12 protein-coding genes are annotated in these 13,480 nt (G+C 70.1%); 5 read left to right on the forward strand and 7 right to left on the reverse strand.

Going from position 1 to position 13,480, the window contains the following annotated elements; genetic code table 11:
* Together AOK03_RS28960 and AOK03_RS28965 are read right to left on the reverse strand one after the other, a co-directional pair.
* Positions 1-552, reverse strand: a 552-nt coding sequence (locus AOK03_RS28960) for an SDR family NAD(P)-dependent oxidoreductase (protein WP_055568317.1), incomplete at its 3' end; no start/stop codon positions are given.
* Positions 553-611: 59 nt separating this feature from the next.
* Complete coding sequence (locus AOK03_RS28965; protein WP_055568318.1) at positions 612-2,189, reverse strand: bifunctional 3-(3-hydroxy-phenyl)propionate/3-hydroxycinnamic acid hydroxylase; 1,578 nt, start codon at positions 2,187-2,189, stop codon at positions 612-614.
* 109 nt (positions 2,190-2,298) lie between these two features.
* Here AOK03_RS28965 and AOK03_RS28970 point away from each other — a divergent pair, with 109 nt between their 5' ends.
* Positions 2,299-3,207 carry a LysR family transcriptional regulator gene (locus AOK03_RS28970; protein WP_055568319.1) on the forward strand — a complete coding sequence of 303 codons (909 nt, stop codon included), beginning with the start codon at positions 2,299-2,301 and terminating at the stop codon, positions 3,205-3,207.
* 75 nt (positions 3,208-3,282) lie between these two features.
* Here AOK03_RS28970 and AOK03_RS28975 read toward each other — a convergent pair whose 3' ends face one another.
* Both AOK03_RS28975 and AOK03_RS28980 read right to left on the reverse strand, forming a co-directional pair.
* The gene (locus tag AOK03_RS28975) at positions 3,283-4,575 is read right to left on the reverse strand and encodes an NAD(P)/FAD-dependent oxidoreductase (protein ID WP_055568320.1); all 1,293 of its coding nucleotides are present in this window, start codon (positions 4,573-4,575) and stop codon (positions 3,283-3,285) included.
* A gap of 149 nt (positions 4,576-4,724) precedes the next feature.
* Positions 4,725-5,105 (reverse strand): winged helix-turn-helix transcriptional regulator, encoded by a 381-nt coding sequence (locus AOK03_RS28980; RefSeq protein WP_055568321.1) that lies wholly within the window; start codon positions 5,103-5,105, stop codon positions 4,725-4,727.
* A 101-nt stretch (positions 5,106-5,206) separates the two neighbouring features.
* Between AOK03_RS28980 and AOK03_RS28985 the strand changes: the two genes are divergently transcribed.
* Positions 5,207-6,058 carry an alpha/beta fold hydrolase gene (locus tag AOK03_RS28985; protein WP_107098133.1) on the forward strand — a complete coding sequence of 284 codons (852 nt, stop codon included), beginning with the start codon at positions 5,207-5,209 and terminating at the stop codon, positions 6,056-6,058.
* A 52-nt stretch (positions 6,059-6,110) separates the two neighbouring features.
* On the opposite strand, the gene AOK03_RS28990 is transcribed toward AOK03_RS28985, so the two are convergent.
* Positions 6,111-6,749, reverse strand: a complete 639-nt coding sequence (locus AOK03_RS28990) for a hypothetical protein (RefSeq protein ID WP_244177795.1) — start codon at positions 6,747-6,749, stop codon at positions 6,111-6,113.
* A gap of 156 nt (positions 6,750-6,905) precedes the next feature.
* Between AOK03_RS28990 and AOK03_RS28995 the strand changes: the two genes are divergently transcribed.
* Positions 6,906-8,885: an acyl-CoA dehydrogenase family protein gene (locus tag AOK03_RS28995; RefSeq protein WP_055568323.1), complete on the forward strand. Its 1,980-nt coding sequence runs from the start codon at positions 6,906-6,908 to the stop codon at positions 8,883-8,885.
* Between the two features lie 108 nt (positions 8,886-8,993).
* Here AOK03_RS28995 and AOK03_RS29000 read toward each other — a convergent pair whose 3' ends face one another.
* On the reverse strand, positions 8,994-9,944 hold the full coding sequence (locus AOK03_RS29000; RefSeq protein ID WP_055568324.1) for an endo-beta-N-acetylglucosaminidase H: 951 nt from the start codon (positions 9,942-9,944) through the stop codon (positions 8,994-8,996).
* A gap of 192 nt (positions 9,945-10,136) precedes the next feature.
* Here AOK03_RS29000 and AOK03_RS29005 point away from each other — a divergent pair, with 192 nt between their 5' ends.
* Positions 10,137-11,060 carry a DUF4238 domain-containing protein gene (locus AOK03_RS29005; protein ID WP_055568325.1) on the forward strand — a complete coding sequence of 308 codons (924 nt, stop codon included), beginning with the start codon at positions 10,137-10,139 and terminating at the stop codon, positions 11,058-11,060.
* A 175-nt stretch (positions 11,061-11,235) separates the two neighbouring features.
* Here AOK03_RS29005 and AOK03_RS29010 read toward each other — a convergent pair whose 3' ends face one another.
* Positions 11,236-12,195 carry an RNA polymerase sigma-70 factor gene (locus AOK03_RS29010; RefSeq protein WP_063792596.1) on the reverse strand — a complete coding sequence of 320 codons (960 nt, stop codon included), beginning with the start codon at positions 12,193-12,195 and terminating at the stop codon, positions 11,236-11,238.
* Between the two features lie 199 nt (positions 12,196-12,394).
* Between AOK03_RS29010 and AOK03_RS29015 the strand changes: the two genes are divergently transcribed.
* A complete protein-coding gene (locus AOK03_RS29015; RefSeq protein WP_055568326.1) occupies positions 12,395-13,159 on the forward strand; it encodes an SDR family oxidoreductase in 765 nt (254 codons plus the stop codon).
* Positions 13,160-13,480 lie beyond the last annotated feature (321 nt).

A 13,480-nucleotide genomic window follows, 5' to 3' on the forward strand; every position in this document is an offset into this window, starting at 1 on the left:
GGTGATGCCGCGGGGGCCGAGGTGTTTGGCCAGGGTGTGGCTGAACACTTCGAGCGCGCCCTTGGTGAGCGGGTAGCCGATGCCGTGGGCGGAGGCGACGCGGGTGGAGACGGACGAGATGTTGATGATCCGCCCACCGTCGCGCAGCCTCGGCAGCAGCCGCTGGGTGAGGAAGAGCGGCGCCTTGACGTTGACCGCGACCATCCGGTCGAACTCGTCGGGGGTGAGCACCTCGATGGGCCGCCCCATGAGGTTGAGCCCCGCGTTGTGCACCAGGATGTCCACCATCGACTCCCCGTGCAGGCCGAGTCCGGTTTCCAGTCCGCCCACGAGCGTGTCCACGTCGTCGGGAACACCGAGTTCGGCGCTCACGACGAACGCGCGGCCGCCGGACGCGGCGATGGCCGCGACGGTCTCCTCGGCCGCCGCCTCGTTGCTGCCGCAGTGCACGGCGACCAGTGCCCCGTCCCGGGCCAGCCGCTCGGCGATGCCCCGCCCGATGCCCCGGCTGCTGCCGGTGACCAGTGCGGTCTTCCCACAGAGGTCTCCCATGCGGCGTACGACTCCTTGAGTTGAGGTGCTGTCCGTCTCCCCGGCGTACAACGGGGGCCTCATGCGCGCCGGTCGGGGACGAGGGCCGTCAGCAGCCGGTCGGCCACCGCGCCCGCGTCCGGTCCGGCCGCGTAGACGTAGTTGTCGGGACGTACGGCGGCGGCGGTGGCACCGATGTCGGACAGCCACCGCCGGTGGGTGCCGTCCAGGTCGGCGAGAACGGCTCCGGCGGCGGAGGCGCCGAGGCCCACGACGGTGACGCCCAGTTCGCCGAGCGAGGCGAGCAAGGCCGGACCCAACTGGAGCAGAGCCTGCTCGACGACCAGCAGCCGGAAGCCCCCGCCGATGACCTCGTCGAGCAGCCCGGTCCGCCGACCGTCACTCACCCGTCCTTGGACCGACAACCGTCCCCCGCCGAAGGCGAGCAGGCCCGGGCCGAGGTCGGGCAGCCGAATCCGTTCCGGCTCCTGGAGCGCGGCCCGGCGGGCCATCAGTGTGACGTCGCGTTCCCGGGCGAGTACTGGGTCCCGCAAGGTGTGCTGGCGCCCCAGTTGCATGCTCGTGGCCGTCACGCCCCGCACATGCGGCTCCCGCTCGCTCTGATACGTGTCGAGCACTTCGGGACCCTGTACTCCCCTCAGGACGAGATCCGCCTTGAAGGCGATGTTGCGTACGTCCCGTATGCCTGAGCACAGCCCTTGCCCCAGGAAGGGCGGCATCTGGTGCGCGGCGTCCCCCGCGAGCAGCACCCGGCCCACTCGCCACCGCCTCGCGACCAGCGACCGGAAGGTGTAGGTGGCGGTGCGGACGATGTCGGCGTCGTCGCGGGAGAGGTAACGGCCCACCCGGGACCATACGCGGTCCGCCGCACGAGCCCGCTCGAAGTCGTCGTCCTCATCGAGCAGATAGCAGAACCGCTGATGTCCGGCAGCGGTGGTGATGATGGTGGTCGGCCCCCCGGGGTCACCGATCTGGAGCATCGACGGCAGTCCCAGTTCGGCCGCGGGACGCCGGAGCGCGAAGTCGTAGACCAGCCAGGGCTCGGAGAAGCCGAGGTCGTCCTGGTCGATGCCGAGCGCACCCCGTACGAAGCTGTTGCCGCCGTCGCAGCCGACGGCGTAGCGCGCCCCGAGGGAGGCGCCGTCCGCCAGCTCCAGTGTGACCCGGTCGCGGTCCTGGGCCAGGCCGGTGACCTCCGCGCCCAGGCGGATGTCGACGTTCGGGAGTGACGCGCACAGTGAGTGCAGCGCCCTCTCCAGGGACGGCTGATGGAACAGATAGAGGTCGGCCCAACCACTGGCGCCGACGTCCCGGAACTCCTGCCGGATGAGGAGGTCACCGGTCCCGTTGCGCCACTCGTACGCGTCCTGCGCCCGCATATCGGGCGCCAACTCGTCGACCAGGCCGAGCCCTTGGAGCGTGCGCATGGTCTCGCCGTCGAGGCTGGCGGCGCGCGGGAGGCCGTAGAGATTGGGGTGCCGTTCGAGCACGACGACCGAGTGTCCGGCCCTGCCCAGGAGGGCCGCGAGCGTCAGCCCGACGGGCCCACAGCCGACGACGGCGACATCGGCGTCGACATCGGCGTCGGCGTCGGGAGAAGAAGTCCGCTCCCCTAACCGCGTGTTGTTGTCCGTCATTTCACCATCTCCTCAGGGGTGAGGAGACGATTGTCGAACGCCTCTTATTTGCTGTCTAATGCATACTTCGCACTTGTGGTTTGCGTCAGACGCAAACGAAGGGACGCCTGTGTCCGAGCAGTTGGACCTGAACCTGCTGCGCGTGTTCGACGCGTTGATGGACACCGGCAGCGTGTCCGCGGCCGCGGCACGCCTGCATCTGTCCATCCCTGCCACCAGCAGAGCCCTGGGCCGCCTGCGACGGGCGATGAACGACCAGATCCTGGTGCGCGCGGGCCGTGGCCTCGTGCCGACGCCGTTCGCCCTGCAATCGGCCGCCAAGGTCAAAGCGCTGCTGGACGCGGCGGCCGAACTCCGGATGGACCCTGCCGGGAGCGACCCGCGCGCGTGGCGGCGCACCTTCGCCATCCGCGTCAACGACGGGCTGAGCCCCGTCCTCGCACCCCGCCTCACCCACCGGATCGCCGCCGAGGCACCCGACGTCCGCCTGCGGTTCGTACCCCAGGACTCCAAGGAACCCGATCAGCTGCGCGACGGCTCCCTGGACCTCGACATCGGCGTCGCCGACCCACCTCCGCCGGACGTGCGCACCCGGACACTGTTCTCCGACCACTTCGTCGCCGTCGTGGCGGCCGACTCCGACCTGGGCAGGGCCACACGGATCACGGTGGACGACCTGTGCGCGCGTCCGCACATCTCCGCCTCCCGCCGGGGCCTCGCGCACGGCCCCCTGGACGACGCACTCCAACGCCTGGGCCGCTCCCGCCGCGTGGTCGCGGTCGTCCCCTCGTTCGCCGTGGCGGCCCTGATGGCCCTGGAGGGAGACTTCGTCTGCCTCGGCCCCCAGGTCGTGGCAGAACACCTCGTCCAACGGCAGGTCCCGCTCCGGTGGCACAAGGTGCCCCTGGAACTCCCTGCCGCCGACATCGAACTGCGCTGGCACCATCGCGTCGACGACGATCCCGCGTCGCGCTGGCTCCGCCACCACGTACGGGAAGCCGCCCGACAGCCGCAGTGAGCCTCCGGGCAGCCGGGCCGCTTGGCCGTCCGGCCGCCGCACGCAGCGCCATGCCCCACAGAACGAGCGACGCCGTCAGCAGAGCCCGAAGGGCGGCTGCAGATATCCGGCACGGCACGTGTCGTCGAGTCCCGCCGGTACGGGGGCCAACGTCGCCCGGGGAACGGGGAAATCCCAGGGTTCGTCCAGTACGACGCTCGCCGCGAGCCGCCCGATCTCGTCGGAGCCACGGGCGCCGTGCCCGTTGCCGCCGACGACGACCGACAGGGTCCGGTCGGCGTCCAGGTGCCCGATGTAGGGGTATCTGGTGCGGGTCTTGTCGACGACGCAGCACGCCTCGCGTACGGAGACCGGTGCGAGGCCGGGCAGCAGTAGGTGCGCCATGCGGTTGAGGAAGGCCGACTGCTCCTTGGTGATGCGCTGTTGGGCGTACCAGGAGTGGACCTCCTCCGCGGTGCGCAGTTCGCGGACGACCGGCTGCATCGCCGGGCCGACGCGCGCGTACCACCTGCCGTCGGGGTAGCGGAGGGGAGGGATGAGGTAGGCCGACAGGTTGCCGTTGCCGGTGTCGTCCGGGTCGATGATCACGACGGTGGGAAGGTGGCGCAGCCCGTCGAGGTGGTCGTCGGCGACCTCGAACAGCAGGTTGGGTTCGGTGAAGACCTGGAGGTCGACCGCGTGCCGTGCGGGCAGGGCGTCGCTGTGGTTGATCAGGGAGCCGGTGGCAAGAAGCACGGTCTCGGCCTCGGCGTGAAAGCCGCCGTTGTCGTCCTGCACCCGTACCCTCCAGTGGCCCGTCCGCTCCTGTCGGTGCACGGAAGTCACCGTGCCCCGGACCAGTCGGGCCCCTGACGACAGCGCCAGCTCCAGCTGGGCTCGGACCAGTCGGCGAGGGTCGAGACGGCCGGCGTCCTTGCGTTCCAGGAGTCCTTCGACGCCGCCGGTCAGTGACGGCGCTCGAAGCGCGGGGAACTCCCGGCGAAGCTCTGCGGCGGGCATGCGTTCCACGACGACGCCGTCGTCCCCGGCGGCCCGCAGCATCGCCTCGGTACGGTCACCCTGTGCGGCGGAGACCAGCGCGAGGGACCCGCATTCGGTGAAGAAGCCGATGCCCGACTCGGCCTCGATGTCCCGGTACCGTGCTGTCGACCGCGTGTCCACTGTGCCCCAGAACCGGTCCCAGCCCAGACACCGGGCGATCCTCGACTCGTCGTAGTGAGCGCCGAAGTCCGGCAGACCGACCGCCGCATCGAGGCGCTGGGGCTCGGCGGGGCCGACGATCAGGGTGTCGGCACCGGCGCGGCCGAGGTACTTCGCCGCCGCCGAACCGAACATGCCGGCTCCGACAACGATGACGTCATGCACCATGGGCGCTCCTCATTCTTCTCGCGGGGCAGTTCCTCGTGATCGGAGACGAACTGATGGCACGCGTCATCCCCGAGCCGATGCCAGGGTCCACGGACCTGTCAGGATCCAGAAGGCCTCCTCTTCCAGCCGGACAGGCCCTGGCCCGGGCGTCACTCGTCGGCCAGCTGGTTGCTGCGGTCGATCTCGCGCATGTGTGTCTCGGCCCAGACCCGCAGGGCGGAGAGCGGTTCTTCGAGGGACAGGCCGAGCTCGGTGAGCCGGTAGTGGACGGCGGGGGGCACGGTGGGTTCCACTCGGCGCGCGACCAGGCCGTCTCGGGCGAGGCTCTGCAGGGTGACGGACAGCATCTTCTGTGAGATGCCGGGGATACGACGCCGCAGTTCCGCGAACCGGAGCTCGTCCGGCGCCTCCTCGGCCAGCACTTTGACCGTCATCGACGTCCACTTGGTGCCGATGCGGTCGAGCAACTGGCGGGTCGGGCAGAGCGGATCCAGCAAGTCCCCCCGCTCACCGGGGCTCGACGTGGTCACTCAGGGCTCACCACCTGAAGGGAAAGTGCCGTCTTGGAGGAGCCAGGGTAGTTCCCTAGCGTGATGTGGTCACCTTTCCTCACCACATGTGGAGCCTCTCCATGCCCGCACTGCGGCGCGTCCCCGTCAACGGTGTCGAATTGAACGTCGCCCTCGCCGGATCGGGTCCGGCCGTCCTGCTGCTGCACGGTTTCCCGCACACCTGGGAGCTGTGGACGGACGTCATAGCCGACCTGTCCGGCCACTACCGCGTCATCGCGCCGGACCTGCGCGGGTTCGGCGCGAGCAGCCCGGCCGCCGCCGGGTACGACGCCGGAACCCTCGCCGAGGACGCCGCGGCGCTTCTCACCGCGCTCGGCGTCACCTCGGCCGCGGTGGTCGGCATCGACGCGGGCACCGCTCCGGCCTTCCTCCTCGCCCTGCGCCGCCCCGGTCTGGTCCGGCGCCTGGTCGTCATGGAGTCCCTGCTGGGCGGGCTGCCCGGCGCCGAGGACTTCCTCGCCGACGGGCCGCCGTGGTGGTTCGGCTTCCATTCCGCCGCGGGCGGCCTCGCCGAGACCGTGGTGGAGGGGCACGAGGCCGCGTACGTCGACTGGTTCCTGCGCACCGGCACGCTCGGCGACGGGGTGCGCCCCGCCCTCCGGGACGCCTTCGTCCGCGCATACACCGGACGCGAGGCGCTGAGCCGCGCGTTCTCGTACTACCGGGCGCTGCCCGAGAGTGCGGCTCAGATCGAGCAGGCGGTCGCCACCGCCCGCCTGACGGTGCCGACGATGGCGCTGGGCGCCCGGCCCGTCGGCAGGGCACTGGAACGCCAACTCCGCCCGGTCACCGACGATCTCACCGGACACGTCATCGAAGACTGCGGCCACATCGTCCCCCTGCACCGCCCCCGTGCCCTGCTGGCGCTGCTGCGTCCCTTCCTGGCCGGTGAGGACGCGAAAGCAACGTGACCGGCTCCGGGGGGCTGACTTTCGATCGGCGCCGGGCAACCCACCCGCAGTGTCAGGTGACGGTCTGGTCGCCGTCGGGCACGTCCTCGACCGTGACCGTGCTGCGGGGTCGGCCGAGTCCCTGCGCCACCGCCTCGGCGATCCCGTCCAGGTCCTGGCCGGTCGGGACCGGCGGCTGCTCGCCGTCGCCGTAGCTCTCGATCGCCTTCACGAAGTAGCTGGGGTGCCAGGCCCCCACCGCCCCTCTGACCTCGACCGCGGTCACGGGACGGTCGCCGACACGGTCCTTGAGCGCGGCCAGGATCCGGTCCGAGCGTAGTTCACCCGGTACTTGGAACAGGCTGGCGTGCGCCCCGACAAGGCCGCCGTCCCTCAGGCGCACGGTCACCGTGAGGCAGCTGGTGACGCTCGGATACGTGATCTCACCACCCGGCGCCACCTCCTTGACCTGACCTTCCGTGATCGTCGCCCGGTCGGGGGCGACGATCGGGCTCGCCACGTGTGGCGCCGCTCCGACGAGAGTCCGGGGCTGGGTCTGGGCTTGTGCCACGGCGCCGAGGCCGAGCTGCAGGGCCAGCAGCGCCGCCGTCGGCAGGACCACGGCACCCACCGCAGCGCCCCTGCCCCTGCACCGGCCTGTCGTCGTGGCGGCGCGGCGCGCGGCGTGGTCGAGGGGCTGGTGCGATGTCACGGGTTCTCCAGAGGTGTGGCTACGGCGATTCGATCACTGTACTCAGCGGACCCGACGCGGCCCGTGGAGAGTGGTCGTCCGACGCTCCTCCCAGCAGCCGCCCCGGATGGATCAACCAACCGATTTGATCACCGCACGGTCGGGTACCAGGGCCTCATGGTCACCGAAAGCGCCGTTTCCCCAGGGGGCTACGTGCCGCCCGCCGTCGACATCCGAGCTCTCGCGGAGCTGCTGGACGGCGAGTACTCCGAGGTCCGCACTCTGGTGCGGGCCAATCTGGCGACGTACGCGGGCGTGCTGGACGAAGCGGAACGGCTCGGCTTCGACGAGTTCCGGGAGCGCGTGCGCGAGGTCGTCGTCGAGATGGCGGCGACGGGGCAGACCGGCATGGGCTTCCCGAAGAAGTACGGCGGGGGCGGTGACGTCGGCGCGTCGATCGCCGCGTTCGAGACGCTCGCCTTCGGCGATCTCTCGGTGCTGGTGAAGGTCGGCGTGCAGTTCGGGCTCTTCGGCGGCGCGATCCTGCAGCTCGGCACGGAGCGCCACCACGAGGCGTACCTGCCGCGTCTGATCACCGGGGAGCTGATGGGCTGCTTCGCGATGACCGAGACCGGGCACGGCTCCAACGTCCAGGCTCTCGGCACGGTGGCCCGGTACGACGCCGACAGCGGGCAGTTCGTCATCACCACCGAAGGCGACGCGGCGTGCAAGGACTACATCGGCAACGCGGCCCGCCACGCCGAGCTGGCGGTCGTCTTCGCCCAGCTGGAGGTGGGCGGGGAACGCAAGGGCGTGCACGCCTTCGTCGTCCCGGTCCGCGTGGACGGTGCGGTGGCCCCCGGCGTCCGCATCGAGGACGACGGCCGCAAGATGGGGCTCAACGGCGTCGACAACGGCCGGATCCGGTTCGACGGCGTGCGCGTGCCCCGCGAGGCGCTGCTCAACCGGTTCGCCGACGTGACCCCGGAGGGCGTCTACCAGAGCCCGATCGACAACCCCGACCGCCGCTTCTTCACCATGCTCGGCACGCTGGTCCAGGGCCGGGTCAGCGTCGCGGGCGGCGCCATCAACGCGAGCAAGGTCGCTCTGACGATCGCCACCAAGTACGGCAACCGCCGCCGTCAGTTCGAGGCCGCCTCGGACGGCGAGGAGCAGGTGCTCCTCGACTACGGCATGCATCAGCGCCGCCTGCTCCCGCTCATCGCACGCACGTACGCGCTGCACTTCGCCCAGGACGTCGTGCGCACGCAGCTGCACGACGTGTTCTCCGGCATCGACGACGACGAGCGCGCCCGGCGCGAACTGGAGGCACGGGCCGCGGGCACCAAGGCCCTCGGCACCTGGCACGCCACGCGCACGATCCAGGAGTGCCGCGAGGCGTGCGGAGGCGCCGGGTATCTCGCCGTCAACCGGTTCGCCGCCCTGAAGGCCGACAGCGACGTCTTCTCGACGTTCGAGGGCGACAACCACGTGCTGCTGCAGATGGTGGCGAAGGGGCTGCTGACGCATTACGCGAGCGAGTTCGAGAACATGGACCAGCTCGGCATGGTCCGGTACGTGACGGGTCTCGCCGTCGACACGGTCATCGAGAAGACCTCCGTCCACAAGCTGCTCGAACGGGTACGCGACCTGTTGCCCGGTGGCGACGAGTGGGACCAGGAAGCGGGCCTCTTCGACTCGGAGTACCAACTCGCCATGCTCCGCTTCCGTGAGGAGCACATGCTCGCCGGCCTGGCGCGTCGGCTCAAGCGCGGGATGGACCAGGAGAAGCATCCCGGGGTCGTCTTCTCGCAGGTCCAGGACCACGTCATCGCGGTGGCCCACGCACACGTCGAGCGACTGGTGCTCGAAGCGTTCGTCGACAAGGTGCGGCAGCTGCCGCCCGACGGGAGCGGCGGCGGCGAAGGGGAGAACAAGGCCGCGCTGGCCCTGCTGTGTGACCTGTTCGCCCTCTCCACCATCGAGGCGGACCGTGCCTGGTTCATGGAGCACGGCCGACTGACGGTCCAGCGTTCCAAGGCGATCCACCGCGAGGTGAACGACCTGTGCCGTAGGGTCCGGCCGATCGCGGAAGACCTCGTCGACGCCTGGAACATCCCGCCGCAAATGCTCCGCTCCCCCGACCTCGTGGGGTGACCGCGCCCCGGGTGCGTCGTCCGACCGCGCAGAGGACCGCGCCTCCGACATCGTTGTCGGAGGCGCGGCCGGTACACGGTTTCACCGCTCTACGGGATGTGGCACGCCCTATCGCGTGTAGACGGCAGCACTGCCGTACAGCTCCCTCGTGAACGCGGAGACGTCCGCGCTGCGATCGTTGCCGTCGAGGTTGTACGTCAGATAGACGCCGTACCCCTCGCTCACGGTGCGGCGGGCAAGGCTGGCGACCGTGCTCTGCGAGGTCCCGCCGATCTCGACGGCCGCCGGCGACAGCTTCGACTTGGGCAGGGAGATGCCGGGAACCTGCCAGGTGCCGTAGTACGGGTTCCAGGCGTAGTTGAACTTGGACGAGATGTCGACGCCGCCGTAGGACAGGCGCGACGCGGCCGGTCCGATGTTGTAGAGGCTGATGATCTTGTCGGGCATGTTCGCGCGCAACGCCGTCACCAGGTGCACGAACGAGCTCGCGTTGGGCTGGCCGGTGCCGTTGTTGCCGTACTCGGCGTACTCGTCGTCGAAGTCGATGCCGTCGAGGCGGTACTTGCTCACGGTGTCCGACAGCTGTTTCGCGAACGTCGAAGCCGCCCCCTGGGACGGGAAGTTGGCGAATCCGGCGCCCTGGTGGTTGCCGAGCACCGAGAGGACGACCTTGATGCCCTTCTCCTGCAGCGGCCGTATCTCCGTGGCGGCGTTGTCGAGGACACGCTGCACGTTCTCGTTGAAGTGCAGGTAGGCCGCCTTCTTGCTCGTGTCGTAGTTGATGTTCGCCGCGAAGATCACGGCGACGTCGAAGGCGTTCCCGCCGCCGTTGGCGAGGCTGTACTTGCCGACGTTCAGCATGCTGTTGTTGTTCACCTCGACGTACGCCACCGAGGTCGGCCCCTGCTTCTTGGGCGCCGGGGCCGGGGCGGGGGCCGCTGCCGCGTCGGTGGTGGCAGTCATGGCGGTCGTACCGAGGGTGAGGGCCGCGACGGCCGAGAGCGCGAGTGCGGCGGTCCGCACTCTGCTGCCTGCCTTGCTCCGTGCCAGAGTGAACATCGTTGATCGGTCTCCCATCGCGCGGGTCGGCGCCCGACTTGTTCGAAGCGCCGAGTGAGCGCTCCGAGTTTTCCGCTCCTGTGACCGAATGCGAAGATTCGTACGCGATTTCTTCACGACTCCCACGCACCTTGCGTCTCGGGCTTCCCGGGGCGGCGGCACGTCCGGCACCGGCCTGGCTACAGTCGCCCCATGCCCCAGCACGCCAAAAAGCACCACTTCATCCCCCAGTTCCTGCTGCACCATTTCGCCGGACCCAAGGGGAAACTGATCGTCCACCAGGTGATGAGCGAGCGGCGATTCGGCTCGGCCGTCCGCGACCTCGGCCACCGCAACTTCGGTCACTCGATCTACCGCCCGGGGCACGAACCCGACCACGTCTCGATGGAGGCGGCCATGGGAAAGATCGAGGGCGAGGCCGCCACCGTCGTCAGGGAACTGGTGCAGGGCCGGGAGCGCGCGGTACCCGCCCACGCCCGCAGTGCCCTGGCCTGGTTCCTGGCCCTCCAGTGGCAGCGCAGCCGCTTCCTGATGCACGTGACGGGCAGGGCGATCGGGGTCGAGGACGAGGACGAGGACGAAGAACAGTTCCAGACGAGCATGATGGGGTTCATCTCCATGTACGTGATCGATCCGTGGCAGCTGCGCCATGACGACAACGCGTACTACAAGGACCAGTGGAATCACCTCGTCTCCACTCTGCTGTCCAGCGACATGCACTGGTCCTGCTACCGCCCCCGTGGAGGCGGGCTCCTGGTCGGCGACAACCCGGTCTGCTTCTCCGGCGTGGTGGGCACCCCGCCGGAGGGCGTGCCGACCGGCTTCTTCGACCATGGCGTCGGGACCGGGTTCCACAACTTCCGCCGTCTGACGCTGCCGCTGGGCAGCAGGCTCGCCGTGATCATCTCCCGTGACCCCCACGACGCGTCGCGGCTCAGCGCCTCGGACATCAACCGCTACAGCGTCTTCAACAGCCGTGAGTTCGTGGCGCACGCTCCGGACTGGGCCAAGTCCCATCCGGACCTCGCCCGCGAGCTTCCTCAACTGCTGGAGCGACAGCGCCTGCTCGCGCCCGCTTTCCTGCAGGGGTACGCCCCCGGCGGCCAAAGCCACTAGCCCCCCGGTTCGGTCGTCGACGCCTCCAGCGGCGGCTCACGCACGCAGATCTCCATGACCTGAGCGGTCATCGACCACCGTGCGGCCGGGCGGCAGGCTTGAGTCATCACCCTGGCCGACGACGGCCGGATCCGCGCCGTTCACGGGTTCCTGGACCGCGTCCCCACGGCCTGGATCAGAGGCTGATGGCGATCTCGTGTTCCACGTGCAACAGCTTGCCGGGATTGCGGACGTGGTACGCGCCGGTGACGTAGCCGTTCTCCATGTGCACGGCCAGGACGCCGTCGACCTCGCCGTCGATCCGGACGAGGAGGGCCGGGCCGCCGTTTATCTGTACCGGTTCGAGGGTCCGTGCGCCCGCACGTCTCCACCACCCGGCGGCCAACAGGCGGGCGACGTTGTCCGCGCCCACGATGGGCCGTAGCAGGGCGTGTCGGACTCCGCCGCCGTCGCTGAGGGCGACGACGTCGGGTGCGAGGATGTCGAGCAGACCCTGCAGTTCACCGGTTTCGACGGCTTGCTGGAAGGCGTGGAGCGCAGCCCGGGTCTGGGCCGGGGAGGCGGTGCCGCGCGGTCGGCGCGCGGCGACGTGTGCCCGGGCCCGGTAGGCGAGTTGGCGAACCGCGGCCGGGCTCCTGTCGACTGCGTCGGCGATCTCGTCGTACGCCAGGTCGAACACCTCGCGGAGCACGAACACCGCCCGCTCGACCGGCGCGAGCGTCTCCAGTACCAGCAGCATCGCCATGGAGACGCTGTCGGCCAGGGCGACGTCCTCCGCCACGTCGGGCGCGGTCAGCAGCGGCTCGGGCAGCCATGATCCTACGTAGGACTCCTTGCGCCGACCGAGCGCGCGTACCCGGTCCAGTGCCTGCCGGGCCGAGATCTGCACCAGGTACGCGCGCTTCTTGCGTACCTTCGTCTGATCGACGGCAGCCCACCGCAACCAGGTCTCCTGCAGGACGTCTTCGGCGTCGGCGGCCGAACCGAGGATCTCGTAGGCGACGGTGAACAGCAGGTCCCGGTGGGCCAGGAACACCTCGGTGGCGCCGCCCTGCGCCTCCGCTCGAGCAACGCGATCCAGCGGACCGCCACACTGCTCGCGTGTGTCCGTGATCCGTCCGCCGTACTCGCTCATATCCGACTCCCGCCTTCTCACTTCCCCGCCGTGCCCGGCCGTGGTCCGTGCACTGGACGCCTGACGGCGATGTCGCGTAACACCCACGATGCATGGCCCACGTCACACGGCCGCGACTGTTACGGGATTCGAGGCACCGACGTCTCGTGTGCATCAGGACACCACGCGTCGTCCGCCGCAACCGAGAAGGGCAGAGAACATGAGCACCAGCAAGTTCGCCGTAGCAGGAGCAACCGGACGGCTGGGACGCCACGTCGTGGACGTCCTCACGGAACGGGGGCATCAGGTGGTGCCCATGTCCCGCACCACCGGCGTGGACGTGATCACGGGTGAGGGCCTGGCCGACGCGCTCGTCGGTGTCGACGTCATCATCGACGTCGCGTCGTGGCACGCCTCCGACCAGGAGGCCGCCACGAAGTTCTTCCGGACCGCCACAGGCAACCTGCACGAAGCCGGTCTGCGGGCGGAGGTCGACCGGATCGTCGCCGTGTCGATCATCGGCACGGACAAGGCCACCGCCGGTTTCGTCGCCGCCCAGCAGGTGCACGAGGAAGCCAACCTGTCCGGCCCGCTGCCCGCCCGCATCCTGCGGGCCGCGCAGTTCCACGAATTCGTCGGCCAACTCCTGGACTGGCGGCAGGGTGACGTCGCCCGCGTCCCCGCCCTGCCTACCCAGCTCGTGGCCTGCCGCACCGTGGCCGAGACGCTGGTCGACCTGGCCGCCGACCCCGGCGCCGCGCTGCCCGGTCCAGGGGTACCCATCCCCGAGATAGCCGGGCCCCGCACGGAAATCATGTCCGAGGCGGCAAAACTTCTCGGCGCCCGCCGAGGCATCGAGGTGGTCGGGGTCGACGGCTCCGGCATGCCCGACGGCGACATCGCGGCGGTCGGCGGATTCCTGCCCGGCTCACACGCCGAACTCGCCGGTCCCACGTTCCGGGAATGGCTGGACACCCAGTTCTGACCCGACGGGGCGGGGCGGCTGTGTTCCCCGGTCCGCGCCGGGACCGGCGAGCTCGCCCGCTGCGGCCGTGGACGGTCAACGCCCGCGCCTTGAGCGACAGTTGGTCAGGTGCGGTGTCGCCTGCGGCGGAGCCACGGCAGGAGGCCCCGGCGCGGCTGTGGGGCACCGTCCGCAGCCGGTCCAGCGGGGAGAGGTGCGGGTACTCGGTCGGGGTGCGGCAGTACGCGGGGAGAGGGCTGTTCCTCTTCTTCGGCTGGGGAGTGCGGTTCTTGGGGCTCGTCGTCGGCCGACGGTGTCAGGGTGGGGGCCTCAGGCGCCGGG

Origin of the sequence: Streptomyces atriruber (assembly GCF_001418325.1) — a bacterium.
GTDB classification, from domain to species: Bacteria; Actinomycetota; Actinomycetes; order Streptomycetales; family Streptomycetaceae; genus Streptomyces; species Streptomyces atriruber.

Bases quoted from the DNA above. Each gene is read 5' to 3' on its own strand.
- AOK03_RS28965 (WP_055568318.1), bottom strand. From the start codon at position 2,189: ATGACGGACAACAACACGCGGTTAGGGGAGCGGACTTCTTCTCCCGAC.
- AOK03_RS28975 (WP_055568320.1), bottom strand. From the start codon at position 4,575: ATGGTGCATGACGTCATCGTTGTCGGAGCCGGCATGTTCGGTTCGGCG.
- AOK03_RS28985 (WP_107098133.1), top strand. From the start codon at position 5,207: ATGCCCGCACTGCGGCGCGTCCCCGTCAACGGTGTCGAATTGAACGTC.
- AOK03_RS28995 (WP_055568323.1), top strand. From the start codon at position 6,906: ATGGTCACCGAAAGCGCCGTTTCCCCAGGGGGCTACGTGCCGCCCGCC.
- AOK03_RS29000 (WP_055568324.1), bottom strand. From the start codon at position 9,944: ATGTTCACTCTGGCACGGAGCAAGGCAGGCAGCAGAGTGCGGACCGCC.
- AOK03_RS29005 (WP_055568325.1), top strand. From the start codon at position 10,137: ATGCCCCAGCACGCCAAAAAGCACCACTTCATCCCCCAGTTCCTGCTG.
- AOK03_RS29010 (WP_063792596.1), bottom strand. From the start codon at position 12,195: ATGAGCGAGTACGGCGGACGGATCACGGACACACGCGAGCAGTGTGGC.
- AOK03_RS29015 (WP_055568326.1), top strand. From the start codon at position 12,395: ATGAGCACCAGCAAGTTCGCCGTAGCAGGAGCAACCGGACGGCTGGGA.